The 24,004-nt window shown below is 72.1% G+C and carries 18 protein-coding genes and 2 pseudogenes; 7 read left to right on the top strand and 13 right to left on the bottom strand.

Annotation, left to right across the window (positions count from 1 at the left end; all coding sequences use genetic code 11):
* Positions 1-34 precede the first annotated feature (34 nt).
* Positions 35-799, top strand: a complete 765-nt coding sequence (locus tag LRS07_RS20215) for a class II aldolase/adducin family protein (protein WP_260499712.1) — start codon at positions 35-37, stop codon at positions 797-799.
* 39 nt (positions 800-838) lie between these two features.
* Here the strand turns inward: LRS07_RS20215 and LRS07_RS20210 are convergent, their stop codons facing one another.
* The 4 genes from LRS07_RS20210 to mdlC form a co-directional block, all read right to left on the bottom strand.
* Positions 839-2,236 carry an esterase-like activity of phytase family protein gene (locus LRS07_RS20210; RefSeq protein WP_260499711.1) on the bottom strand — a complete coding sequence of 466 codons (1,398 nt, stop codon included), beginning with the start codon at positions 2,234-2,236 and terminating at the stop codon, positions 839-841.
* A gap of 113 nt (positions 2,237-2,349) precedes the next feature.
* On the bottom strand, positions 2,350-2,829 hold the full coding sequence (locus LRS07_RS20205) for an acyl-CoA thioesterase (RefSeq protein WP_260499710.1): 480 nt from the start codon (positions 2,827-2,829) through the stop codon (positions 2,350-2,352).
* Positions 2,830-2,913: 84 nt separating this feature from the next.
* Entirely contained in the window at positions 2,914-3,930 is a 1,017-nt protein-coding gene (locus LRS07_RS20200; RefSeq protein ID WP_260499709.1) for a Bug family tripartite tricarboxylate transporter substrate binding protein, read from the bottom strand.
* Between the two features lie 63 nt (positions 3,931-3,993).
* A complete protein-coding gene (mdlC, locus tag LRS07_RS20195; RefSeq protein ID WP_260499708.1) occupies positions 3,994-5,562 on the bottom strand; it encodes a benzoylformate decarboxylase in 1,569 nt (522 codons plus the stop codon).
* Positions 5,563-5,657: 95 nt separating this feature from the next.
* Between mdlC and LRS07_RS20190 the strand changes: the two genes are divergently transcribed.
* Positions 5,658-6,605, top strand: a complete 948-nt coding sequence (locus tag LRS07_RS20190) for a LysR substrate-binding domain-containing protein (protein ID WP_260499707.1) — start codon at positions 5,658-5,660, stop codon at positions 6,603-6,605.
* On the opposite strand, the gene LRS07_RS20185 is transcribed toward LRS07_RS20190, so the two are convergent.
* Complete coding sequence (locus tag LRS07_RS20185) at positions 6,571-7,536, bottom strand: LysR family transcriptional regulator (RefSeq protein WP_260499706.1); 966 nt, start codon at positions 7,534-7,536, stop codon at positions 6,571-6,573. The genes LRS07_RS20190 and LRS07_RS20185 overlap by 35 nt on opposite strands.
* 126 nt (positions 7,537-7,662) lie before the next feature.
* Between LRS07_RS20185 and LRS07_RS20180 the strand changes: the two genes are divergently transcribed.
* Genes LRS07_RS20180 through LRS07_RS20170 form a run of 3 tightly spaced genes read left to right on the top strand, consistent with a single transcriptional unit; the run spans position 7,663 to position 10,690 of the window.
* On the top strand, positions 7,663-8,616 hold the full coding sequence (locus LRS07_RS20180) for an amidohydrolase family protein (RefSeq protein WP_260499705.1): 954 nt from the start codon (positions 7,663-7,665) through the stop codon (positions 8,614-8,616).
* A gap of 32 nt (positions 8,617-8,648) precedes the next feature.
* Entirely contained in the window at positions 8,649-9,674 is a 1,026-nt protein-coding gene (locus LRS07_RS20175) for an aromatic ring-hydroxylating dioxygenase subunit alpha (protein ID WP_260499704.1), read from the top strand.
* Positions 9,675-9,724: 50 nt separating this feature from the next.
* Positions 9,725-10,690 (top strand): Bug family tripartite tricarboxylate transporter substrate binding protein, encoded by a 966-nt coding sequence (locus LRS07_RS20170; RefSeq protein WP_260499703.1) that lies wholly within the window; start codon positions 9,725-9,727, stop codon positions 10,688-10,690.
* Between the two features lie 11 nt (positions 10,691-10,701).
* Here the strand turns inward: LRS07_RS20170 and LRS07_RS20165 are convergent, their stop codons facing one another.
* From LRS07_RS20165 to prpB, 7 genes and pseudogenes are all read right to left on the bottom strand, one after another.
* A complete protein-coding gene (locus LRS07_RS20165) occupies positions 10,702-12,546 on the bottom strand; it encodes a sensor histidine kinase (protein WP_260499702.1) in 1,845 nt (614 codons plus the stop codon).
* Between the two features lie 7 nt (positions 12,547-12,553).
* Entirely contained in the window at positions 12,554-13,414 is an 861-nt protein-coding gene (gene nadC / locus LRS07_RS20160) for a carboxylating nicotinate-nucleotide diphosphorylase (RefSeq protein WP_260499701.1), read from the bottom strand.
* 122 nt (positions 13,415-13,536) lie between these two features.
* Positions 13,537-14,589 carry a choice-of-anchor A family protein gene (locus LRS07_RS20155; protein ID WP_260499700.1) on the bottom strand — a complete coding sequence of 351 codons (1,053 nt, stop codon included), beginning with the start codon at positions 14,587-14,589 and terminating at the stop codon, positions 13,537-13,539.
* Between the two features lie 117 nt (positions 14,590-14,706).
* Entirely contained in the window at positions 14,707-15,897 is a 1,191-nt protein-coding gene (gene prpF / locus LRS07_RS20150; RefSeq protein WP_260499699.1) for a 2-methylaconitate cis-trans isomerase PrpF, read from the bottom strand.
* Position 15,898: 1 nt separating this feature from the next.
* Positions 15,899-18,521, bottom strand: a pseudogene (gene acnD / locus LRS07_RS20145) (Fe/S-dependent 2-methylisocitrate dehydratase AcnD).
* Entirely contained in the window at positions 18,518-19,678 is a 1,161-nt protein-coding gene (gene prpC / locus LRS07_RS20140) for a bifunctional 2-methylcitrate synthase/citrate synthase (RefSeq protein ID WP_260499698.1), read from the bottom strand. Before prpC ends, acnD begins: the two are co-directional and overlap by 4 nt.
* Positions 19,679-19,687: 9 nt before the next feature.
* Positions 19,688-20,569, bottom strand: a complete 882-nt coding sequence (prpB, locus tag LRS07_RS20135) for a methylisocitrate lyase (RefSeq protein WP_260499697.1) — start codon at positions 20,567-20,569, stop codon at positions 19,688-19,690.
* Between the two features lie 137 nt (positions 20,570-20,706).
* Between prpB and LRS07_RS22115 the strand changes: the two are divergent.
* Both LRS07_RS22115 and LRS07_RS22110 read left to right on the top strand, forming a co-directional pair.
* Positions 20,707-21,840, top strand: a pseudogene (locus LRS07_RS22115) (PrpR N-terminal domain-containing protein); the annotation flags it as partial.
* Positions 21,740-22,672 carry a sigma 54-interacting transcriptional regulator gene (locus LRS07_RS22110; RefSeq protein ID WP_312028331.1) on the top strand — a complete coding sequence of 311 codons (933 nt, stop codon included), beginning with the start codon at positions 21,740-21,742 and terminating at the stop codon, positions 22,670-22,672. The pseudogene LRS07_RS22115 and the gene LRS07_RS22110, both read left to right, overlap by 101 nt.
* Positions 22,673-22,748: 76 nt before the next feature.
* On the opposite strand, the gene fdhA is transcribed toward LRS07_RS22110, so the two are convergent.
* Complete coding sequence (fdhA, locus tag LRS07_RS20125) at positions 22,749-23,957, bottom strand: formaldehyde dehydrogenase, glutathione-independent (RefSeq protein ID WP_260499696.1); 1,209 nt, start codon at positions 23,955-23,957, stop codon at positions 22,749-22,751.
* Between the last annotated feature and the right edge of the window lie 47 nt (positions 23,958-24,004).

The raw sequence follows: 24,004 nt of genomic DNA, 5'->3' as shown, positions 1-24,004 counted from the left end.
CAATCGCCCACCACGACCCTGCCAGGAGTACCGCATGAACCCCGCCACCGCCGCCGTCCGCGACCAGGTCTCCGCCGAGGAATGGCAGCTGCGCCAGGACCTGGCCGCCTGCTACCGGCTGGTCGCCCTGTCCGGCTGGGACGACCTGGTGTTCACCCACATCAGCGTGCGGGTGCCCGGACCGGAGCACCACTTCCTGATCAACCCGTACGGGCTGATGTTCGAGGAGATCACCGCCTCGTCGCTGGTCAAGGTGGACAGCGAATGCCGCAAGGTGATCGACTCGCCGCACCCGGTGAACCCGGCCGGCTTCGTCATCCACAGCGCGGTGCACGCCGCCCGGCCCGACGTGCAGTGCGTGCTGCACACCCACACCATGGCCGGCGTGGCGGTGAGCGCCCAGCGCGACGGCGTGCTGCCGATCTCCCAGCAGGCCACCTTCGTGCTGGCCTCGGTGGGCTACCACGACTACGAAGGCGTGGCCTTCCGGCCCGACGAGGGCCCCCGCCTGCAGGCCGACCTGGGCCGCAACACCTTTCTGGTGCTGCGCAACCATGGCCTGCTGACGGTGGGCCGCAGCGTGGGCAACGCCTTCCTGTCGATGCACACCTTCGAGTCGGCCTGCCGCATCCAGGTGATGGCGCAGAGCGGCGGCGCGCCGCTGACGGCCGTCGACCCGCAGATCATCGCCGGCACGCGGGAGGCGATGCGGGTGCAGACCGGCGGCCTGGGCGGCGACTTCGTCTGGCCGGCGCTGCTGCGCCGGCTCGACCGGCTGGGCCACAACTTCCGCGACTGAACCGGGCGCACGGCCCGGTTCGTCGCCGGTGCCAGTGCCTCAGCCTTGGCGACGGCGGCGCCGGGCCGCAACGCCCAGGGCGCCCAGCCCGGCCAGCATCAGCGCGTAGGTCTCCGGCTCGGGGATGGGCGCCACCGCCAGCCGCTGGTCCAGGCTGACCAGGATGAACTCGGTGTTGTCCGGGCCCACGGTGGTGCGGCCGCCGTTGCCGGGGTAGTTGTTGTCGTTGATCACCAGCAGGGTGTGGGCGTCGACGACCAGCACGTCCTCGATGGTGACGAAGGGGAAGTCGAAGGTCAGCCGGCCGTCGCCGTTGAGGTCGTTGGGGTCGGCGATGTTGAGCAGGTCCACCACCTCGGTCTTCTCGGCGAAGCCGTTGGCGTCGACCTTGTTCAGGTCGATCTTGTAGACCTTCTTGAACATGTCGGCGGCGTTCGGCTGGGTGCCCTGGATGCCGTTGCGCTCGATGACCAGGAACTCATGGTCGTTGATCGCCGTCATGTCGCCGATGTTGGTGCCCTTGGGGTCGAGCTTGTAGCCGAAGGTGCGGCCGGTGTAGGCCTCGGTGGCCAGGTCGAACTCGTTGATGATCAGCCGCTTCTGGTCGGCGTCGGGGATCAGCGGCCCTTCGAGCAGCGTGTAGAGCTTGTTGCCTGAGGTGTCGATGGCCAGGCCCTCGAAGCCGTTGGAGCCGCGCAGGTTGTTCTGCCCCGGCGCCACGTACGGGTTCTGCGGCGACTGCACCAGCGGCGCGCCGCCGGTGCCGGTGCTGTTGGGCAGCGCGATCTCGCTGCGCAGCACCTTGCCGGTGGCGTCGGTCTTGACCAGGAAGGGGCCGAACTCGTCGCCGAACCAGAGGTTGCCGTTGCGGTCCTGCCGCACCGCCTCGATGTCCAGGTCACCGCCGGTGAGCCAGCGGTTGGCCTTGAGCTGCGGGTCCACCGGAATCGACGAGCCGGGGTAGTTGGTCTGGTTGGCGACGAGGTTGAAGCCCAGCCGCTGGTCGGGGTCGCGCAGCTGGATGAAGGTGCTGGTGTTGAAGCTGGGCTGGGGTGCGCCGGTGACGTAGTGGAGCGGGGTCACCGTGCCGCTGCCGCCGCTGGCCGTGCGCCATTGCGGCGCCACCGCGTACATGCGCAGCAGGTAGTCCGGCGAGTTGGCGATGTTGCCGAAGCCGTTGTCCGGCATGACGAAGTAGCTGCCGGCCACCGGGCCGTTCAGCACCGCCGAGAAGCCCTGCACCGGCTGCTGGTTGACGTAGGGCGGCGTGACGCCGTTGGACGGCGCCGTCAGCTGGCCCGAGGTCGGCCCCGGCGCGAAGGTGTTGGCCGGCAGCAGGGCGAAGCCGGTCAGCGTGTTGGCGGCGTGCACGCCGGTGGCGGCGAGGGCGCACGCCAGGGCGACCAGGCGGCGGGCGGTGAAGAGGCGGTGGTCCATGCAGGTTCCTTGTTGTGATCGGAACCTGCGAGTCTGGAAAGCGCCGATGACAGCGGCGCGAAGCGTTGATGAAGCGCCCGCTTCAGCGTCACGCGCCGGGCATCAGCGCGGCATCAGCTCGGCATCAATTGCGCGGCGCGCTCGGCCATCTCGCGGCGCAGCTGCTTGCGCACCTCGGCGGCCGCGAAGCGGCGGCGTTCGTCGGGGCTGAAGGGCCGCAGCGGCGGCACCGGCACCGGCTTGCGCTCGTCGTCCACCGCCACCATGGTGAAGAAGCAACTGTTGACATGCCGCACGGCCTGCGTGCGGATGTCCTCGGCGATGACCTTGATGCCGATCTCCATCGACGAGGTGCCGGTGTGGTTGACCGCCGCCAGGAAGGTGACCAGCTCGCCGACGTGGATGGGCTGGCGGAACATCACCTGGTCCACGCTCAGCGTCACCACGTAGCGGCCGGCGTAGCGGCTGGCACAGGCGTAGGCCACCTGGTCCAGCAGCTTGAGGATGGTGCCGCCGTGCACGTTGCCCGCGAAGTTCGCGGTGTCCGGCGTCATCAGCACCGTCATGGTCAGTTGGTGGGCGGGCAGGTCCATGGCCGCCGATTATGGGCGGCGGCCACGGGTTTCCGATCCGATCCCTGTGGGGACAGGTCGCCGAAGGCGACCAGGGGCTTCAGTTCAATCCGCGACGATCTTGCGCTCGCGGATGATGGCGCCGAAGCGCTTCGCGTCCTCCTCCGCCTTGGCGTGGAACTGCGCCGGCGTCATCGGCGCCGGCTCGCCGCCCAGCGCCAGGATGCGCTCGCGCACCGCGGGCAGGGCCAGCGTGCGGTTGATCTCGCGGTTGAGTCGGTTGACGATGTCCGCCGGGGTGCCGGCCGGCGCGTAGAAGCCGAACACGCTGTCGGCGTCGAAGCCCTTCAGGCCCATCGCCTCCTCCACCGTCGGCACGTCGGGGAACAGCGGCGAGCGCTTCGGGCTGCCCACCGCCAGCAGCTTGAGCTTGCCGGCCCGGACGTGCGGAATGCCGATGCCGGGGTCGAAGGTGTAGTCGATCTGGCCGGCCAGCAGGTCCTGCAGCGCCGGCGCGGCGCCGCGGTAGGGCACGTGCACCGCGAACACGCCGGCCTGGCTCTTGAACATCTCGCCGGCCAGGTGCGGCGAGCTGCCGTTGCCCGGCGAGCCGTAGGTGAGCTTGCCGGGGTTGGCCTTCAGGTAGGCGACGAAGGCCTTGCCGTTGTCCACCGGCAGCGCCGGCTTGGTGACCAGGAAGACCAGCACCCGCGCGGCGGCCGCCACCGGCGTCAGGTCCTTCGCCGGGTCGAACGGCATCTTGGGGTAGATGAAGGGGTTGACCGACACCATGCCGCCGGAGCTCATCAGCAGCGTGTAGCCGTCCGGCGCCGACTTGGCCACCAGGTCGCCGCCCAGGTTGCCGCCGGAGCCGGCGCGGTTCTCCACCACCACCGACTGGCCCAGCGCGTCCTGCAGCGGCGCGGCGACCGCGCGGGCGATGGTGTCGGCGGCGCCGCCGGGCGGGAAGTTCACGACCAGGCGGATCGGCTTGTTCGGGTAGGCCGCCGGCGCGGCCGGCGCCTGCGCCTGCGCCGTCAGCGACGCGCACAGCAGGCCGGCGGCGAACGCCAGGGCGCGGGTCAGCGACACGCCGGAAGGGGTCGAGCGGACGGGGGTCATCGGGTGTCTCCTATGGGTTCGGTCTTGGTCTGGGGTCGGGTCGGGCCGACGCCGATGATGCCGTCACGCCACCACCACCTCGACCAGGCGGGGCGCCGGGTCGGCGAGGGCCTGGCGCAGGCCCTCGGCCAGCGCGCCGGCCTCGGTGATGCGAACGCCGTCCAGCCCGTGGCCGCGGGCCAGCGCGCAGAAGTCGAGCGCGGGCAGCGCGGTGCCCGGCAGCTCGGCGCCGCGGTCGAAGCCGAAGCTGGGCGCGAACTCCTGCAGCGCGGCGTAGCGGCCGTTGTTGACGATGACGACGGTGAGCGGCAGCCTCAGCTGCGCGGCGCTCCACAGCGCCTGGATGCCGTACATCGCGGAGCCGTCGCCGACCAGCGCGATCACCCGCGTGCCCGGCCGGCCCAGCGCCACGCCGACCGAGGCCGGCAGGCCCCAGCCCAGCCCGCCGCTGTCCATGGTGTAGAAGCTGTCGGCGCCGGGCATCGGCAGGTGGCGCTGCATCACCGGCCGGGCGCTGGGCGCCTCTTCGACCACCACCGCGCCGGCGGGCCGCACCTCGGCCAGCGTCTGCATCAGGAAGGCCACCGACATCGGCGACGTGGGCTCGGCGCGGGGCGCCGGCTCGCGCCGCGGCGGCGACGGCCGGTCGGGGCGTGCGGGACGGTCGAGCAGGTCCTGCAGGCCCGGCAGGAGGCTGCCCACCGCCACCGTCCCCTCGGGCGTCCAGGCGGCGGTGTGCGGGTCGTCGATGAGCTGCAGCAGCCGGGCGCCGGCGGGCAGGTGCGCGCCGAAGCCCTCGACGTGATAGGTGAAGGCCGGCGCGCCGACGGCGAACACCACGTCGTGCCCGGCCAGCAGTTGCACGATGCGCTCGCGCATGGCGGGCAGGAAGCCGGCGAACAGCGGGTGCCCTTCCGGGAAGCCGCAGCGGCCGGCCATCGGCGCGGTGAAGACGCGGGCGCGGTGGCGCTCGGCCAGGGCGACCAGCGCCGGCAGCGCCTGGTCACGGTCGGCCGCGCCGCCAACGACGAAGGCCGGCCGCTGCGCGGCGTCGAGCGCCTGGCCGATCTGCGCCATCACCGCGGCGTCGGGCCGCACCGTGGTGGCGACGGTGCGCGACGGCAGCGGGTCGCAGGGCCGGGCCCAGTCGTCGGCCGGCACCGAGATCAGCACCGGCCCGCGCGGCGGCAGCATGGCCAGGTGGTAGCCGCGGGCGATGGCGGCGGGCACGTCCTCGGCCCGCGCCGGCTCGATGCTCCACTTGACGTAGGGCTTGGGCAGCTCGGTGGCCTCGCGCGAGAACAGGAAGGGGTCGAAGGGCAGGATGGACCGCGCCTGCTGGCCGGCGGTGATGACCATCGGCGTGCGGTTCTTGTGCGCGGTGAAGATGTTGCCCATGGCATGGCCCACGCCGGCGGCCGAATGCAGGTTGACGAAGGCGGCGTTGCGGGTGGCCTGGGCATGGCCGTCGGCCATGGCGATGACCACCGATTCCTGCAGGCCGAGCACGTAGCGGAAGTCCGACGGGAAGTCGAGGAACAGCGGCAGCTCGGTCGAGCCGGGGTTGCCGAACACGGTGGTCATGCGCAGGTCGCGCAGCAGGTCGAGGACGGCGTGGCGGACGGTGGGCATGGTGGACGGCGGGCGGCGGGGCGGACCGGCCAGTATGGGAAGTGCCGCGTCATCAGGCAATAAGATGAGCCGACTAAGCGGAATAAGCGCGCCGCATGACGATGCACGACGAGGCCGGCGACGCCGTGCGCCGGCTGGACCTCAACCTGCTGCGGCTGTTCGACGCGGTCTACCAGACCCGGCACGTCGGCCGTGCGGCGGAGCAGCTGGGCATGACGCAGCCGGCCGCCAGCCAGGCGCTGACCCGGCTGCGGCTGCGGGTGGGCGACCCGCTGTTCGCGCGGGCGGCCGGCGGCATGCAGCCCTCGGCGCGCGCGCACCGCATGGCGCCCACCGTGGCGGCGGCGCTGGCGCTGATGGCGCAGGCGCTGGGCGACGGCGAAGCCTTCGACCCGCAGCGCTCGGGCCGGACCTTCCGCGTGCACCTGAGCGACATCGGCGAGGCCCGCTTCCTGCCGTCGCTGATGGCGGCGCTGCACCGCCACGCGCCCGCCGTGCGGCTGGAATGCCAGGCGCTGCCGCAGGCCCGCATCGCCGCCGCGCTGGACGACGGCGAACTCGACTTCGCCTTCGGTTTCCTGCCCGGCGTGAGGGACACCCGCCGTGCGCTGCTGCTGCACGACCGCTACGTGGTGCTGCTGCGCGAGGGTCACGCGCTGGCCCGGCGGCGCCGGGCGCGGCCGGCGCTGTCGGACCTGGCCCCGCTGGAGTTCGCGGCGGTGCGCTCGCATTCGGAGACGCTGCGCATCCTGCAGCAGCTGGGGCTGGGGCCGCGGCTGCGGCTGGTGGCGTCGCACTTCCTGGCGCTGCCGGCGGTGGTGCGCGACAGCGACCTCGGCCTGCTCATCCCCGACGAGGTGGCGCGCGGCATCGCGCAGCACGGCGGCTTCGCCATCGTCGAGCCGCGGCTGCCGATGGGCGACTTCGCCGTGAGCCTGCACTGGAGCCGCCGCCACGAGGACGAGCCGGCGCAGCGCTTCTTCCGACGGCTGGTGACGGAGCAGCTGTTCAGCGGCTCGCGGCCCGCGGCGGCGCGTCGCTGACCGCGCCGCGGCCCAGCGCTTCGGCCGGCGCGCGGACTTCCGCCAGGAACAGCTCGCCCACCAGCTGGCGCAGCCAGCGGTGGGCCGGGTCGGCCATCTGGCGACGGTGCCAGTGCTGCTTGACCACGTAGCCCGGCAGTTCGAAGGGCAGGGGCCAGGCGGTCACCGCCGGCTGCTCGGCCATGATGGCGGCGGCACGCCCGGGCAGCAGGCAGACGTGGTCGGACCCGCCGATGACCGTCGGCAGCCCGAGGAAGTTCGGGATGCGCACCGCCACCCGGCGTTCGACGCCCAGCGAATCAAGCGCCCGGTCCATCGAGGTGTGGGCGCTGCCCGCGGTGACCACGGCCACATGGGCTTCGGCGCGCAGCTGGTCCAGCGTCGGCGCGCCGCGGACGCGCGGGTGCCCGGTGCGCACCAGGCAGGCGAACCGCTCGTCGAAGAGCGCCTGCTGGAAGAAGCCCGCCGGCAGCTCGGGCAGGAAGCCGATCGCCAGGTCCACCTCGCCGGCTTCCAGCAGGTCTGGGGTCTGCAGCGTCAGGTTGACGATCTCCAGGTCGGCGCTCGGCGCCTGCCGCCCCAGCGCGCCGAGCAGGCGCGGCAGCAGCACGATCTGGCCGACGTCGGTCATCGCCAGGCGGAAGGTGCGCCGGGTGGTCGCCGGCTCGAAGTCCAGCCGGCTGGTGAGCGTGTGCTCGATGGCGCGGATGGCGGCGCGCACGCTGTCGACCATCGCCTCGGCCTGCGGCGTCGGCTTCATGGCATGGCCCACCCGCACGAACAGCGCGTCGTCGAAGCTGCGCCGCAGCTTGGCCAGCGAGATGCTGATGGCCGGCTGGCTGAGGCCCAGCCGTTCCGCCGTGCGCGACAGGCTGCCGGTGCGCACGATCTCGTCGAACACCTTCAGCGTGTGCAGGTCGATGTTCTGCATCCGGCGATGGTGGCATAAGCGCTCCTTAGCCGGCCCATAAGGCGCGCCGTCTCGACGCCGCGGGGGCCGCTGCCTACGCTCGGTGGCGGTGCCGGCCGAGGCCGTCGCCCCGACCGAACCAGACCCATGAAGATCGACGTCCATTTCCACGCGGTGCCGCCGGCGTTCAAGGCGGCGGCGCTGCGCGCCGGCCGCGGCGCCACCATCGCCAGCGGCTTCCCCGACTGGTCGGTGCCGGGCGCGCTGGCGGTGATGGACCGCCACGGCATCGCCACCGCCATCACCTCCATCTCGCAGCCCGGCGTGCACTTCGGCGACGACGCCGCCGCCCGCGCGCTGGCCCGGCGGTGCAACGAGGAGGCGGCCGAGGCCATCGCGCAGCACCCGGCGCGCTTCGGCGCCTTCGCCACGCTGCCGCTGCCCGACGTCGACGGCGCCTGCGCCGAGGTCGCCCATGCGCTGGACGTGCTGAAGCTCGACGGCGTCTGCCTGCTTGCCAGCTACGGCGAACGTTTCCTCGGCGACCCGTCGTTCGACCCGGTGCTGCGCGAGCTGGACGCGCGCGCGGCGGTGGTCTTCGTCCACCCCAACTTCCACCCGTCGAGCCGGGCGCTGGACACGCCGCTGCCGGCCTTCCTCACCGAGTTCCCGTTCGACACCACGCGCGGCGTCACCCGCCTGATCTTCTCCGGCGCCACACGGCGCTTCGCGCGCATCCGCTTCATCCTGGCCCATGCCGGCGGCACCTTGCCCTACCTGGCCTGGCGGCTGTCGCTGGCGCCGGCCATCGACGCCCGCTTCGCCGCCGAGACCGGCGCCGGCATCCTGGAGGAGATCGGCCGCTTCTGGTTCGACACCGCGCAGGCCGCCGGGCCGGCCGTGCTGGCCGCGCTGCGCCAAGTGGCGCCGGCCGACCGGGTGCTGTTCGGCAGCGACTGGCCGTACTGCCCGGAGACCGTGCTGCAGATGACCGGCGAGGCGGTGCAGGCCGCCGCGGCCAGCGATCCCGCCGCCACCGGCATCGCCCGGCGCCATGCGCTGGCGCTGTTCCCCCGGCTGCGCACCCAAGACGACCGCTGACGCCGGTCGGCAGGACCACAGGAGACAACCGCTTGGCCTTCCTTCGCAACGCCTGGTACGCCGCGGCCTGGGCCGACGAGGTCGGCGACGGGCTCTTCACCCGCCGCATCCTCGACGAGCCGGTGCTGCTGTACCGCAACGACGCCGGCACGCCGGTGGCCTTGGCCGACCGCTGCCCGCACCGCTTCGTGCCGCTGCACCGCGGCCGCAAGCTCGGGGACCGCATCGAGTGCGGCTACCACGGCCTGCAGTTCGACCCCGACGGCCGTTGCGTGGCCAACCCCTTCGACGGCCACCTGCCGGCCGCCGCGCGCGTGAAGACCTACCCGGTGGTCGAGCGCCACGGGCTGCTGTGGCTGTGGATGGGCGAGCCCGCCCGGGCCGCGACCACCGCGGTGCCCGACTTCGGCTACCTGGACGAACCGGGCTGGGCCAAGGTGCCGGGCTACAAGCAGGTGCAGGCGCACTACGAGCTGCTGGTCGACAACCTGGCCGACCTCAGCCACACCCATGTCCTGCACCGCAGCAACATGGGCGCCGAGTCGCCGCGCGGCGAGCACGCGGTGCAGCAGGACGGCGACACGGTGCGCAGCCGCTTCTGGTACCCGGCCATCCGCATCCCGCCGATGTACGCCCGCTACTGGGACCGCGGCGGCGACGAGGTGGTCGACCGCTGGACCGAGATCACCTGGAACGCGCCGGGCTGCGTGCGGCTGGACGCCGGCGTCACGCCCGCCGGCCGTCCGCGCGAGGAGGGGCTCGCCGGCATCGGCACCCACCTTTTCACGCCGGAGACCGGCACCTCCACCCACTACTTCTACTGCCAGGTGCGCAACTACAAGGTCGGCGACGCGGCCACCGACGCCGCCGTGCGTCAGTGGCAGCAGACCGCCTTCCACGGCGAGGACGCACCGATGATCGAGGCGCAGCAGCGCAGCATGGGCGCGCAGACCGACCTGCTGGCGATGAAGCCGGTGCTGCTGGCCGCCGATGCCGGCGCCATCCGCATCCGCCGCGTGCTGGCCGCGATGATCGCCCGCGAGGCGGCCGCCGGCTGAGCCCGGCGCCCGCCCGACGCACGACACCGAGAAGACCACCAGGAGACAACGTGAACCTTCGCTCCCTGCTCGCCGGCGTCCTGCTGCTGGCCACCACCGCGTTCGCCCAGGCGGCCGACTGGCCGACCCGGCCGGTGAAGCTGGTGGTGCCCAGCGGCCCCGGCTCGTCGCCGGACATCTTCGCCCGGCTGCTGGCGGCGTCGCTGCAGCAGCGCACCGGGCAGACCTTCGTCGTCGAGAACAGGGGCGGCGCCAGCGGCAACCTGGGCATGGACGCGGTGGCCAAGTCGCCGTCCGACGGCGCCACGCTGGGCATCGCCTTCCCGGCGCCGCTGACCACCAACACGGTGATGATGAAGAAGATGCCCTTCGACGTGCGCCGCGACCTGCAGCTGGTGACCAACGCCGTGCTGCAGCCCACGGTGCTGGTGGTGGGCAAGCACCTGGAGGTGAACAACTTCGCCGAGTTCGCGGCGCTGATGCGCAAGAACCCGGGCAAGTACAACAGCGCCTCCACCGGCGCCGCCTCGCTCGGCCGGCTGCTGGCCGAGGCGCTGGCCAGCGCCGTGGGCACCAAGGTCGAGAACGTGGTCTACAACGGCGCGGCGCCGACCATGGTCGCGCTCACCCGCGGCGACGTCGACTTCGCCTTCCTGCCCGCCGCCGGCTCGATGAGCTTCGCCCAGTCGGGCCGGGTGACGCTGCTGGCCATCGCCGGCGACAAGCGCTCGTCGCTGCTGCCCAACGTGCCGACACTGAAGGAGCTGGGCCATGGCGAGGTCGATGGCTCGAACTGGCTGGGCATCGTCGCGCCGGGCGGGCTGCCGGCCGACGTGGCCGCCCGCGTGCGCCAGGAGGTCCTGGCCGCGCTGAACACCGCCGACACCCGCAAGCTGCTGGCCGAGAGCTACATGGAGGTCATCGGCAGCACCCCCGCCGAGTTCGCCCAGACGGTGGCCGACGACACCCGGCGCTGGAAGCCGCTGATCGAGCGCCTGGCGCTGACGATCGACTGACGGCGTGCCGGTCAGCCCGGCGCACCGTCCAGCGGCAGCCAGACCCTGAACTCGCTGCCCCGGCCCGGCCCGTCGCTGTGGGCGGTGACGCGGCCGCCGTGCATCTGCACCAGGCTGCGCACGATGGCCAGGCCGATGCCCAGGCCGCCCTGCGCGCGCGGCGACTGGCCGTCGACCTGCGAGAACAGCGTGAACACCTGGTCCAGCATGTCCGACGGGATGCCGGTGCCGTTGTCGGCCACGGTGACGAGCACCTGCGCGTCGCCGGTCACCTGCGCGCCGAGCCGCAGCCGGCCGCCGGACGGCGTGTACTTGGCCGCGTTGTTGACGAGGTTGGTGAAGACCTGCTCCAGACGCTGCCGGTCGCCGTCGACCCACAGCGGCTCGCCGGGCAGGGCCAGCGCCAGCTCGTGGCCGGCCGGCTCCCACAGCGGCCGGCTGGTCTCGACCGCCGCCAGCAGCACCACGGTCAGGTCCAGCCGCTCGCGCTTCAGGCCGATCTTGCCGCTCTTGATGCGCGCGCCGTCGAGCAGGTCCTCGACCAGGCGGCCGAGCTGGTCGACCTGGCGGCCCATCAGCGCCAGCGCCTTGGGCAGCAGCTCGGCGTCCTGCCGCCGTTCGAGCAGGGCCAGCATGTTGCGCAGCGGCGCCAGCGGGTTGCGCAGCTCGTGCGCCAGCATGGCCATGAACTCGTCCTTGCTGTGGTCGGCCTGGCGCAGTGCGGCCTCGGTCTCGCGGCCGCGCGTGACGTCGGTGTGGGTGCCGAACCAGCGCACGATGGCGCCGTGCTCGTCGCGGATGGGCAGCGCCCGCGACAGGAACCAGCGGTCCACGCCGTCGGCGCGTCGCATCGGGAAGGTGTGCTCCCACGGCTCGCCGCGCTCGCGGGCCGCCGCCCAGTGCGCCAGCACCGGCGCCAGGTGGTCGGGGTGCACCACGCTGCGCCGCTGCACCGGGTCGAGCAGCGCCTCGGTGTCCAGGCCGGTGAACTGGCTCCAGCGCTGGTTCACCCAGGTCAGCCGGCCGTCGGGCTCCGCCATCCAGGCCAGCTGGTCCATGTTGTCGGCCAGGGTGCGAAAGCGCGCCTCGCTTTCGCGCAGCGCGCGCTCGGCCGCCGCCTGGTCGGTGATGTCGACGGCCACCTCGCCGGCGCCGACGATGCGGCCGTCGGCATCGCGCAGCGGGTAGAAGCGCTGGTCGAAGAGGCGGCGCGCATGGGCGGTGTCGCCGAACTCGCACTGCACGTGCACCGTCTCGCCGGCGAGCGCGCGCGAAAACAGCGCCACCGCCATCGCCTGGTCCTCGGGCAGCGCGGCCAGCGCCTCGACCATGCTGTCGCCGACGTCGATGGTGCGGCCGAACAGGCGCATGAAATTGCGCCGGTAGGCCGCGTTGCAGACGGTGTATCGCAGGTCGGGGTCGAGCGCGGCGATCAGGTCCTCGGTGCCCTCGGTCACCCCTTCGAGCAGCTGCAGCGCCTGGTGCAGCCGCTCGCCCTGTTCACGCACCGCCTGGTCGGCCTTGAGGCGCTCGGTGACGTCGCGGAAGTACAGGGTGATGCCGGGCGCGGCGGGGTAGACGTGCACCTCGTACCAGCGGTCGTGGTCGGGGTAGAAGTCGGTGACGGTCTCGGTGGCGCCGCCCGCCGCCACGCGGCGGTAGACCGACTCGAAGCGGCTGCCGACGAGGCCGGGGTAGGCCTCCCACAGCGACCGTCCGAGCAGCTCGTCGCGCCCGCGGCCGAGCACCACCTCGGCCTGCCGGTTGACGTAGGTGAAGCGCCAGTCGCCGTCGATCGCGAAGAAGGCATCGGTGATGCTTTCCAGCACCGATTGCGCCTGCGGGTCGGCGTGCACCGGCGCCTCAGCCCTGCAGCCGCATCGACAGGTCGACGGCGCGCACGTCCTTGGTCAGCTTGCCGGTGGAGATGCGGTCGACGCCGGTGGCCGCGATGGCGCGGATGCCGTCCAGGTCGACGCCACCGGACACCTCCAGCACCGCACGGCCGGCGGTCAGGCGCCAGGCGGCGTGCATGTCGGCCAGCGAGAAGTCGTCGAGCAGCACGCTGGTGGCGCCGGCGTCCAGCGCCTGGCGCAGCTCGTCCAGGCTCTCGACCTCGATCTGCACCGTCACGCCGGCGTTCAGCGCCTGGGCGGCGGCCAGCGCCGCGGCGATGCCGCCGGCGGTGGCGATGTGGTTCTCCTTGATGAGGATGCCGTCCCACAGCGCCATGCGGTGGTTGTGGCCGCCGCCCACCCGCACCGCGTACTTCTGCGCCTGGCGCAGGCCGGGCAGGGTCTTGCGGGTGTCCAGCACCACGCAGCCCTTGGGGTTGGGCGACACGCCGGCGATGGCATCGGCGAAGCGCCGGGTGCTGGTGGCCACCGCCGACAGCGTCTGCAGGAAGTTGAGCGCGGCCCGCTCGGCGCTGAGCAGTGCGCGGGCGCGGCCCTCGAGATGACAGAGCACCGTGCCCGGCTCGACGGCCTGGCCCTCGGCCACCGCCCAGTCGATGCGCACGTCGGCGTCGAGCACCAGCAGGCAGGCGTCGAACCAGGGACGCCCGGCGATGACGGCGCCTTCCTTGGCCAGCACATGGCCATGGGCGCCCCGGTCGGCGGGCACCAGCTGCGCGGTCCAGTCGCCGCGGCCGATGTCCTCCATCAGCGCGTCGCGCACGTTGCGCGCCAGCGCCTGTTCCAGGGTCTCGTTGTGATCGAACATGGGCAAGCGGCTCCTCGGGTGCGACCGGCGGTCTGGCCGTGTACGGCAACCGGATTGTCGTGCCTCGAGGCCGGCGCCGCGTCGGGCGAGGGCCGCGGCGCCGCGGTCGACGAGGGGCCGGGTCAGCGCCGGCAGCGGCGCCGGGCGTTCAGCCCGACCAGGCCCAGGCCCAGCGCCAGCAGCGCATAGGTCGACGGCTCCGGGATGGCGGCCACCGGCAGGTCGCCGGTGAAGTTGTAGACGTGCAGCTGCCCGCGCTGGGTGAGGCTGGCGGCGACGAGCGTGCCTTCGATGTTGTTGGCGTTGGTCACCGCGGCGAAGGGCGCGAGGATGGAGCCGCCCCATTCGCGGCCCAGCGACAGGGTGGTGGCGTCGGTGAAGTTCCAGATCACCTTGGTGGCGATGCCCTGCGCGCTGCCGCCGAGGAAGTTGACGTTGATGGCGCCGCCGGCGAAGTCGCTGTTGATGAACACCGAGGTGGCGCTGCCGAGGTTGAACTCGAACTCGTTGATGGACGCGAAGAAGGCGGCGTCGTCGCCGATCTCGAACACCGCGCGGCCGCTGGCGTCGGGCGCGGCGGTGAAGACGGCCTTGCTGCCGAGGGTGACGATGCTGCTGTTCGCGCCGAGGGCGCCGAGGGTGGCCGAGGCGGCCGTCATCACCGCCTGCAGGTCGGTGCCGTTCATCGCGTCGACGTACTGCTGCACCTTGGCGTTGCCGGCGCCGACCAGGCCGCCGTTGGCCTGGCCGCCGGTGCGGGTCCCGGCCACGTAGGACGGCACGTTGAAGTTGGTGTTCGTGCTGTTGCCCAGCACCGCGCCGACCGCGCCGTCGTTGTTGTTGTTGTTGGCCTGGCCGCCGCTGGTGTTGCCCTTGACCATCAGGCCGCTGCCCAGCACGCTGGCCTGGGTGGCGTTGCCCAGCACCGTCAGCCCGGCGTACTGCGAGGCCGGCAGGGCCCGGTGCACGTAGTCGCCGCCGGTCACGTTGCCGCCGACGAAGCTGCGGCCATGGGTGTTGCTGGACGATTGCACGTCGCCGAACACCACCAGGTTGAACTGCTCGAACACCTGCTCCGCGGTGAGCGGCACCGCGCCGGCCTGGGCGGACAGGGCCAGCAGGCCGAGGGCGGCGAGGCGCCGGAGCGGGCGCGGGAAGCAGGCGGTGCGGGTCATGGGCTGAGCTGGGGCGCTGTACGTGTGCTCATTTAATGTAACGAATGGCTGCACCCGCCGGCCCCCGTGAACGCGGGTGCGCGGTCGCCGACCGCGACATCGTTCACCGCCGGTGCCTCAGACGCTGTCGCCCGGCACCCGCACCACGCCTTCCATCAGCACCCGCGCGCTGCGGCTCATCAGGGCCTTGGTCACGGTCCACTCGCCGTTCACCTGCCGGGCTTCCGCGCCGACGCGCAGGGTGCCGGACGGGTGGCCGAAGCGCACCACCGTGCGCTCGCCGCCGCCGGCCGCGCGGTTGACCAGCGTGCCGGGCACCGCCGCCGCCGCGGCGATGGCCACCGCGGCGGTGCCCATCATCGCGTGGTGCAGCTTGCCCATGGACAGGGCGCGAACGAGCAGGTCGACGTCCCCGGCGGCGATGCGCTTGCCGCTGGAGGCCACGTAGTCGGCGGGCGGGGCGACGAAGGCGATCTTCGGCGTGTGCTGGCGCTTCAGCGCTTCGTCGAGCTGGCGGATCAGGCCCATGCGGATGGCGCCCTGGGCCCGGATGGTCTCCAGCCTGGCGAGCGCCTTCGCATCGCCGTTGAGGGCGTCCTGCAGCTCGCGCCCGGTGTACCCCAGGTCGCCGGCGTTGAGGAAGATCGTCGGGATGCCGGCGTTGATCATCGTCGCGGCGAAGGTACCGACGCCGGGCACCGCCAGGTCGTCGACCAGGTTCCCGGTGGGGAACATCGCACCGCCGGCGCCGTCTTCCTCGGCCGCCGGGTCCATGAACTCGAGCTGCACCTCGGCGGCCGGGAAGGTCACGCCGTCGAGCTCGAAGTCGCCGGTCTCCTGCACCTCGCCGTTGCGCATGGGCACATGGGCGACGATGGTCTTGCCGATGTTGGCCTGCCAGACGCGCACGGTGCACAGGCCGTCGCGCGGGATGCGCTCGGCCGGCACGAATCCGCCGGCGATGGCGAACGGCCCGATGGCCGCCGACAGGTTGCCGCAGTTGCCGCTCCAGTCGACGAACGGCTGGTCGATGGAGACCTGACCGAACAGGTAGTCCACGTCGTGGCCGGGCTGCGTGCTCGGGCTGGCGATGACCGCCTTGCTGGTGCTGGAGGTGGCGCCGCCCATGCCGTCGATCTGCTTGCCGTAGGGGTCGGGGCTGCCGATCACCCGCATGAGGAAGGCGTCGCGCGCGGGGCCCGGCTCGCGGCAGCGTTCGGGCAGGTCCTGCAGGCGGAAGAACACGCCCTTGCTGGTGCCGCCGCGCATGTAGACGGCGGGGACTTTGACTTGGGGTGCGTGGGGCATGTCAGGCCGCCTGGGCAGTGGGGTTGTGTTCGGCCAGGAAGTCCTGTGCGAAGCGCTGCAGCACGCCGCCGGCGTCGTAGATGGCCACTTCTTCAGCGGTGTCGAGCCGGCAGGTCACCGGCACCTCGACGCGTTCGCCGTTGCGGCGGTGGACCACCAGCGTCAGCGTCGTCCGTGGCGTGCGCTCGCCGACCACGTCGTAGGTCTCGCTGCCGTCGAGTGCGAGCGTCAGCCGCGTCGTGCCGGGCTGGAACTCCAGCGGCAGCACGCCCATGCCGATCAGGTTGGTGCGGTGGATGCGCTCGAAGCCCTCGGCCACGATGGCCTCCACCCCCCGCCAGCCGCACGCCCTTGGCCGCCCAGTCGCGCGAACTGCCCTGGCCGTAGTCGGCGCCGGCGATGACGATCAGCGGCTGGCGGCGCGCCATGTAGGCCTCGATCGCCTCCCACATGCGCACCACCTGCCCTTCGGGTTCCAGGCGCGTCAGCGAGCCCCGCTTCACCTGTCCCCCCACCACCGCCATCTCGTTGAACAGCGTCGGGTTGGCGAAGGTGGCGCGCTGCGCGGTGAGGTGGTCGCCGCGGTGGGTGGCGTAGGAGTTGAAGTCCTCCTCCGGCAGGCCCATCCGGGCCAGGTACTCGCCGGCCGCGCTGTCCGGCAGGATGGCGTTGGAGGGCGACAGGTGGTCGGTGGTGATGTTGTCGCCCAGCACCGCCAGCGGCCGCATGCCGGTGAGCGTGCGCGGGTTGGCGGCCAGCGCGCCCTGGCCTTCGCGGTCCCAGTACGGCGGGCGGCGGATGTAGGTGCTCTGCGGCCGCCAGTCGTACAGGGGCTTCACCGCCTCCACCGCGCCGGCCTTCTTCTCGAACATCGGGATGTAGACGCGGCGGAACTGCTCGGGCTTCACGCTGGCGGCGACGATGGCGTCGATCTCCTCGTCGCTGGGCCACAGGTCCTTCAGCGTGATGGGGTGGCCCTGGGCGTCGGTGCCGAAGGCGTCGCGCTCGATGTCGAAGCGGATGGTGCCGGCGATGGCGTAGGCGACCACCAGCGGCGGCGAGGCCAGGAAGGCCTGCTGGGCGTACGGGTGGATGCGGCCGTCGAAGTTGCGGTTGCCGGACAGCACCGCGGTGGCGTAGAGGTCGCGGTCCACGATCTCCTGCTGGATGGCGGGGTCCAGCGCGCCGCTCATGCCGTTGCAGGTGGTGCAGGCGAAGGCGACGATGCCGAAGCCGAGCCGCTCCAGCTCGGTCTTCAGGCCCGCCTCGTCCAGGTACAGCTCGACCGCCTTCGAACCCGGCGCCAGCGAGGTCTTGACCCACGGCTTGCGCTGCAGGCCGCGCCGGTTGGCGTTGCGCGCCAGCAGGCCGGCGGCGATGACGTTGCGCGGGTTGCTGGTGTTGGTGCAGCTGGTGATGGCGGCGATGATCACCGCGCCGTCGGGCATGCGGCCCGGGGTCTCCTGCCAGGGCTTGGCGATGCCCTTGGCCGCGAGGTCGGTCGTCGAGACCCGGGCATGCGGGTTCGACGGGCCGGCCATGGTGCGCACCACGCTCGACAGGTCGAAGCGCAGCGTGCGGTCGTACTGCGCCTGCTTCAGGCTGTCCGACCACAGGCCGGTGTGCCTGGCATAGGCCTCGACCAACCGGACGTTCTCCTCCGGCCGGCCGGTGAGCTGGAGGTAGTCGATCGTCTGCTGGTCGATGCTGAACATCGCCGCGGTGGCGCCGTACTCCGGCGCCATGTTGGAGATGGTGGCGCGGTCGCCCAGCGTGAGCTTGGCGGCGCCGTCGCCGAAGAACTCGAGGTAGGCGCCCACCACCTTCTGCTTGCGCAGGAACTCGGTCAGCGCCAGCACCAGGTCGGTGGCGGTGATGCCCGGCTGGCGCTGGCCGGTCAGCTCGACGCCGACGATCTCCGGCAGCCGCATCCACGAGGCGCGGCCCAGCATCACGCTCTCGGCCTCCAGCCCGCCGACGCCCACGGCGACGACGCCGAGCGCATCGACGTGCGGCGTGTGGCTGTCGGTGCCCACCAGCGTGTCGGGGAAGGCGACGCCGTCGAGCGCGTGCACGACCGGCGACATCTTCTCCAGGTTGATCTGGTGCATGATCCCGTTGCCCGCGGGGATCACGTCGACGTTCTTGAACGCGAGCTTGGTCCACTCGATGAAGTGGAAGCGGTCCTCGTTGCGGCGGTCCTCGATGGCGCGGTTCTTCGCGAACGCGTCGGGGTCGAAGCCGCCGCACTCCACCGCCAGCGAGTGGTCGACGATCAGCTGCACCGGCACCACCGGGTTCACCTGCGCCGGGTCGCCGCCTTCCTTCGCGATCGCGTCGCGCAGGCCGGCCAGGTCCACCAGCGCCGTCTGGCCCAGGATGTCGTGGCAGACCACGCGGGCCGGGAACCAGGGGAAGTCGCGGTCGCGCCGGCGCTCGATGAGCTGCTTCAGCGACTCGGTGAGGATGGCCGGGTCGCAGCGGCGGACCAGGTTCTCGGCCAGCACGCGCGAGGTGTAGGGCAGGGTGTGGTAGGCGCCGGGCCGGATCGCCTCGACGGCGGCGCGCGCGTCGAAGTGGTCGAGCTCGGTGCCCGGCAGGCGCTTTCGGAAGGCCGAATTCACGCCCGTTCCTTCAGCGGCACGAAGGCCAGGTCCTCGGGCCCGACGTAGTTCGCGCTCGGCCGGATGATCTTGCCGTCCTGCCGCTGCTCGATGATGTGCGCCGCCCAGCCGCTGGTGCGGCTGATGACGAACAGCGGCGTGAACATCGCCGTCGGCACGCCCATCATGTGGTAGCTGACGGCCGAGAACCAGTCGAGGTTGGGAAACATCTTCTTGATGTCCCACATGACGCTTTCCAGCCGCTCGGCGATGTCGAACATCTTCAGGCTGCCGGCGGCGGTGGACAGCTCGCGGGCCACTTCCTTGATCACCTGGTTGCGCGGGTCGCTCACGGTGTAGACCGGGTGGCCGAAGCCGATGACCACTTCCTTGCGCTCGACGCGGGCGCGGATGTCGGCCTCGGCTTCGTCGGGCGTGTCGTAGCGCTTCTGCACCTCGAAGGCCACCTCGTTGGCGCCGCCGTGCTTGGGCCCGCGCAAGGCGCCGATGGCGCCGGCGATGGCCGAGTGCATGTCGCTGCCGGTGCCGGCGATCACCCGGCCGGCGAAGGTGGAGGCGTTGAACTCATGCTCGGCGTAGAGGATGAGCGAGGTGTGCATGCTGCGCACCCACAGCTCGGCGGGCGGCTTGCCGTGCAGCAGGTGCAGGAAGTGGCCGCCGATCGAGTCGTCGTCGGTCTCCACCTCGATGCGTCGGCCGTTGTGGCTGAAGTGGTACCAGTACAGCAGCATCGAACCGAGGCTGGCCATCAGCTTGTCGGCGATGTCGCGCGCGCCGGGGGTGTTGTGGTCGTCCTTCTCGGGGGCCAGGCAGCCGAGCGCGGAGACGGCGGTGCGCATCACGTCCATCGGGTGGGCCGACGGCGGCAGTTGCTCCAGCACGGCCTTCACGCCGGCCGGCACGCCGCGCAGCATCTTCAGCTTGGCCTTGTAGCCGCGCAGTTCGGCCTCGGTGGGCAGCTTGCCGTGCACCAGCAGGTGGGCGATCTCCTCGAACTCGCAGGCGGTGGCCACGTCCAGGATGTCGTAGCCGCGGTAGTGCAGGTCGTTGCCGGTGCGGCCGACCGTGCACAGCGCGGTGTTGCCGGCGGCGGTGCCGGACAGGGCGACCGACTTCTTCGGCTTGAAGCCCGGCGCTTGGGAGGTGGTCTCGCTCATCGTGTCTCCTCAGGACTTCTTGGCCGCGAACAGCGCGTCCAGGTGTTGCTCGAAGGCGTGGTAGCCGATGCGGTCGTACAGCTCGGCGCGGGTCTGCATGCTGTCCAGCACGTGCTTCTGCGTGCCGTCGCGGCGGATGGCCTCGTAGACGTTCTCGGCCGCCTTGTTGGCCGCGCGGAAGGCCGACAGCGGGTACAGCACCATGCCGACGCCGGCCGATTTCAGCTCCTGCACCGTGAACAGCGGCGTCTGGCCGAACTCGGTGATGTTGGCCAGCACCGGCACCGGCACCGCGTCGACGAAGCGGCGGTAGGTCGGGAGGTCGTAGGCGGCCTCGGCGAAGATGCCGTCGGCGCCGGCCTCGACACAGGCCACCGCGCGTTCGATGGCGGCGTCCACGCCGTGCGAGGCGATGGCGTCGGTGCGGGCGATGAGGAAGAAGTCCTTGTCGGTCTTCGCGTCCGCCGCGGCCTTGACCCGGTCCACCATCTCGTCGGTGGGCACGATCTCCTTGCCCGGCCGGTGGCCGCAGCGCTTGGCGCCGACCTGGTCCTCGATGTGGCAGGCGGCGGCGCCGAACCTGATCAGGCTCTTCACCGTGCGGGCGATGTTGAAGGCACTGGGGCCGAAGCCGGTGTCGATGTCCACCATCAGCGGCAGCGGACAGACGTCGGTGATGCGGCGCACGTCGGTCAGCACGTCGTCCATGGTGTTGATGCCCAAGTCGGGCAGCCCCAGCGAGCCGGCGGCCACGCCGCCGCCGGAGAGGTAGACGCAGCGGTAGCCGGCCCGCTGCGCCAGCAGCGCATGGTGGGCGGTGGTCGCGCCGACGATCTGCAGCGGGGATTCGGCGGCAAGGGCCGCGCGGAACGCGGCGCCGGGTGAAGTCATGGCGGCTCCTTGGAGGCTCGGGAAGGCGGTCGGGGCGCAAGGGGTGTGCCACGGCGCTCGCCAGCCGCCGCCCACGGCAGTTTCCCTCGTGGCGCGGGCTCGCGGCACACCGGCACGGTGGAAGCCACGTTTCAAGCATGGAACGATCGTGTTTCAATGATGTTCCATGTCGTTCCCCCGACCGCCGTCCTCGCATCCTCACCGTCGGCTTCCATCGGCTGAAGGGCCTGCTGCGCGAACTGGCCCCGGAGTATGGCGACCGCGCCGAGGTGGAGGTGCTGGAAAGCGGCTACGACCAGGCGGTGGCGGAGATCGCCCAGCGCCGGCGCGAGCATCGCATCGACGTGCTGGTGGCGGCCGGCTCCAACGGCGCCTACCTGCGGCAGCGGGTCGACCTGCCGGTGGTGCAGGTGCGCGTCGGCGGGCTGGACGTGCTGCGGGCGCTCACCCGCGCCCGCGGCCTGTCCGACCGCATCGGGCTGGTCACCCATGCCGATGTGCCGCCGGAGCTGGCGCAGTTCGAGTCGCTGTTCGGCCTCGGCGTGGCGTTGCGGCGCTACCGCACCGAGGCCGAGGCGGCGGACGTGGTGCGCGAGCTCAAGGGCCTGGGCGTGCAGGTGGTGGTGGCACCGGGCCTGGTCACCGACCTGGCGGAGGCCGCCGGCCTGCACGGGGTCTTCCTCTACTCGCACGACGCGGTGCGCGAGGCGCTGGACGATGCGGTGGAGGTCGCGCGCGCGGCCCGGCTGGAGGCGGCCAAGCGCGATCGGCTGAACACCATCCTCGCCCAGCTGCGGGACGGCGTGGTGGCGGTCGACCTGCAGGAGCGCATCGAGACGCTGAACCCCGCCATGGCGCAGCTGCTGGGCCGCCAGGCGTCCGAGCTGGTCGGCCGCCGGCTCGGCGAGGTGGCTCAGGACCTGAGCCTGGCGCGCACGTTGCGAGAGGCGCGGCCACAGCTGGACGAGATCCAGCGCTTCGGCGGTGCCACGCTGGTGGCCAGCCGGCTGCCCATCGTGGAGCAGGGTGTCATGACCGGCGCCGTGCTGACCTGCCAGGACACCGACGCCATCCGCCGCGTCGAGCGATCGCTGCGCGGCCGTCGGCCACAGGCGGGCACGGCCCGCCACACGCTGGCCGCGCTGGTCGGCGACGGCGAGGCGATGCGCCGTGCCATCGAACGGGCGGAGCAGTTCGCCCGCAGCGACGCCACCGTGCTCATCGTCGGCGAGAGCGGCACCGGCAAGGAGCTGGTCGCCCAGGGACTGCACGCGGCCAGCCGGCGGGCGAGGCGCCCGTTCGTCGCGGTCAACTGCGCCGCGCTGCCCGAACCCCCTGCTGGAGAGCGAGCTCTTCGGCTACGAGGACGGCGCCTTCACCGGCGCGCGCAAGGGCGGCAAGCCGGGGCTGTTCGAGGCGGCGCACGGCGGCACGCTGTTCCTCGACGAGGTCGGCGAGATGCCGGTGCCGCTGCAGACCCGGCTGCTGCGCGTGCTGCAGGAGCGCGAGGTGCTGCGCCTGGGCGCCACCGAGGCGACGCCGGTGGACGTGCGCGTCGTCGCCGCCACCCACCGCGACCTGGCCGGGCGCATCGACGCCGGCGCCTTCCGCCGTGACCTGTACTACCGGCTCAACATCCTGCGGCTGCCGTTGCCGGCGCTGCGCGAACGGCCGCAGGACCTGCCCGCGCTGGCCGAGCACCTGCTGCAGCGCGTGGCCGCGCGGCTGCGCCTGGACCCCGGGCCGGCGCGGTCCCTGGTGCAGGCGTTGGCACGCCATGGCGCGGGCTACACCTGGCCGGGCAACGTGCGCGAGCTGGAGAACCTGGTCGAGCGCCTGGTGAGCTGCGCCCCGGGCGAGCCGGTCGACCCCTCGACGGCGGGGTCGCTGCTGCGCTCGCTGGCACCGGAGGTCTTCGGCACCGAGGAAGCCGAGTCGACGCCGGTCTCCCACGGTCACCGCATCGCCGGCATCGGCCGCGATGCCGAACGGCGTCGCATCGAGCAGGTGCTGGCCGACTGCGGCGGCAACCGCCAACGGGCCTGTGAACGCCTCGGCATCGGGCGGACGACCTTGTGGCGCCGGCTCAAGGCCGGGGCTTGACGCCGCCGACCGCCGACCTGAGGCCGCCAAGAAAAACGCCGCCCCGAGGGGCGGCGTTCGCTGGCCGGCGGACCGCTCAGGCCGCCTTCTTCATCACCAGCTGGTGCGGGTCGATGACGTACTTCTTCGGCGCGCCCTGGTCGAAGGCTTCATAGCCCTTGGGCGCGTCGTCGAGGGTGATGACCTCGACGCCCACCGTGTCGGCGATCTGGATGCGGTCCCACAGGATGGCCTGCATCAGCGCGCGGTTGTACTTCAGCACCGGCGTCTGGCCGGTGAAGAAGCTGTGCGACTTGGCCCAGCCGAGGCCGAAGCGGATGCTCAAGGAACCCTTCTTGGCCGCGTTGTCCACCGCGCCCGGGTCCTCGGTGACGTACAGGCCGGGGATGCCGATCTTGCCGGCCTCGCGCGTGACTTCCATCAGCGAGTTCAGCACCGTGGCCGGCGCCTCGTGCTGGGCCCCGGTGTGGCCGTGGCCGCGGGCCTCGAAGCCGACCGCATCCACCGCGCAGTCGACCTCCGGCACGCCGAGGATCTGGGCGATCTGCTCGCCCAGCGTGGCGTCCTTCGACAGGTCCACCACCTGGTAGCCCAGCGCCTTCGGATGCTCCAGGCGCACCGGGTTGACGTCGCCGATGATGACCACCGCCGCGCCCAGCAGCTTGGCCGAGGCGGCGGCCGCCAGGCCCACCGGGCCGGCACCGGCCACGTACACCGTGCTGCCCGGCCCCACGCCCGCCGTGACCGCGCCGTGGAAGCCGGTGGGCAGGATGTCGGACAGGCAGGTCAGGTCGCGGATCTTCTCCATCGCCTGGGCGCGGTCGGGGAACTTCAGCAGGTTGAAGTCGGCGTACGGCACCATGACGTACTCGGCCTGGCCGCCGATCCAGCCGCCCATGTCGACGTAGCCGTAGGCGCCGCCGGCACGCGCCGGGTTCACCGTCAGGCACACGCCGGTGTTCTGCTCCTTGCAGGTGCGGCAGCGGCCGCAGGCCACGTTGAAGGGCACGCTGACGATGTCGCCGACCTTCAGCGTCTCGACGTCGCGGCCGGCCTCGATCACCTCGCCGGTGATCTCGTGACCCAGCACCAGGCCCGCCGGGGCGGTGGTGCGGCCGCGCACCATGTGCTGGTCGCTGCCGCAGATGTTGGTCGACACCACCCGCAGGATGACGCCGTGCTCGGCCTTGCGGCCGCGCGGGTCCACCAGCTTCGGGTAGTCGATGGACTGGACCTCCACCTTGCCGGGGCCGACGTAGACGACGCCGCGGTTGCCTGCACTCATGATCGATGTCTCCTGGTTGAGTCGGGATGGATCCCTCGGAAGGGGAA

Source organism: Aquabacterium sp. J223, from assembly GCF_024666615.1.
Taxonomy (GTDB): Bacteria; Pseudomonadota; Gammaproteobacteria; order Burkholderiales; family Burkholderiaceae_C; genus J223.
This window is presented reverse-complemented; position numbering and strand designations above follow the sequence as displayed.

Coding starts and splice junctions, on each gene's coding strand:
- LRS07_RS20215 (WP_260499712.1), top strand. CDS start 35: ATGAACCCCGCCACCGCCGCCGTCCGCGACCAGGTCTCCGCCGAGGAA.
- LRS07_RS20210 (WP_260499711.1), bottom strand. CDS start 2,236: ATGGACCACCGCCTCTTCACCGCCCGCCGCCTGGTCGCCCTGGCGTGC.
- LRS07_RS20205 (WP_260499710.1), bottom strand. CDS start 2,829: ATGGACCTGCCCGCCCACCAACTGACCATGACGGTGCTGATGACGCCG.
- LRS07_RS20200 (WP_260499709.1), bottom strand. CDS start 3,930: ATGACCCCCGTCCGCTCGACCCCTTCCGGCGTGTCGCTGACCCGCGCC.
- mdlC (WP_260499708.1), bottom strand. CDS start 5,562: ATGCCCACCGTCCGCCACGCCGTCCTCGACCTGCTGCGCGACCTGCGC.
- LRS07_RS20190 (WP_260499707.1), top strand. CDS start 5,658: ATGACGATGCACGACGAGGCCGGCGACGCCGTGCGCCGGCTGGACCTC.
- LRS07_RS20185 (WP_260499706.1), bottom strand. CDS start 7,536: ATGCAGAACATCGACCTGCACACGCTGAAGGTGTTCGACGAGATCGTG.
- LRS07_RS20180 (WP_260499705.1), top strand. CDS start 7,663: ATGAAGATCGACGTCCATTTCCACGCGGTGCCGCCGGCGTTCAAGGCG.
- nadC (WP_260499701.1), bottom strand. CDS start 13,414: ATGTTCGATCACAACGAGACCCTGGAACAGGCGCTGGCGCGCAACGTG.
- LRS07_RS20155 (WP_260499700.1), bottom strand. CDS start 14,589: ATGACCCGCACCGCCTGCTTCCCGCGCCCGCTCCGGCGCCTCGCCGCC.
- prpF (WP_260499699.1), bottom strand. CDS start 15,897: ATGCCCCACGCACCCCAAGTCAAAGTCCCCGCCGTCTACATGCGCGGC.
- prpC (WP_260499698.1), bottom strand. CDS start 19,678: ATGAGCGAGACCACCTCCCAAGCGCCGGGCTTCAAGCCGAAGAAGTCG.
- prpB (WP_260499697.1), bottom strand. CDS start 20,569: ATGACTTCACCCGGCGCCGCGTTCCGCGCGGCCCTTGCCGCCGAATCC.
- fdhA (WP_260499696.1), bottom strand. CDS start 23,957: ATGAGTGCAGGCAACCGCGGCGTCGTCTACGTCGGCCCCGGCAAGGTG.